Raw genomic sequence first — 290 nt, 5'->3', positions numbered from 1 at the left:
TAAAAGGTTAACCTTCCTCGTTTACATATATTTCCTTTACTAAAATACCATAACTCCTCTATTTCCTTACTTATCCAGACGGTAAGTGATCCCCTATTCTTTAGTGATTGGCTATATTCTCTCCAGTTATTTATTATGTATTTTATCTTTTTAGAGTTGCTTCTTCTCTCTTGTTTCCTTCTTTTCATAGCAGCTAATTTCTTTTGATCCTCAGCTTATCAATATGGCTGCCTTACTTCCTTTATGATATTTAATTCTTTAGGTATGTCAGTTAAATTTACTTATTTGCG

The 290-nt window shown here is 31.4% G+C and carries 1 pseudogene; it reads right to left on the bottom strand.

From position 1 onward, the window contains the following. Window positions 1–188 (bottom strand): annotated as a pseudogene (locus NF27_RS11975) (hypothetical protein); the annotation flags it as partial. Window positions 189–290 lie beyond the last annotated feature (102 nt).

Origin of the sequence: Candidatus Jidaibacter acanthamoeba, assembly GCF_000815465.1 — a bacterium.
Taxonomy (GTDB): Bacteria; Pseudomonadota; Alphaproteobacteria; order Rickettsiales; family Midichloriaceae; genus Jidaibacter; species Jidaibacter acanthamoebae.
The sequence above is the reverse complement of the archived record's forward strand: the minus strand, read 5'-3'. Positions and strand labels throughout refer to the sequence as shown.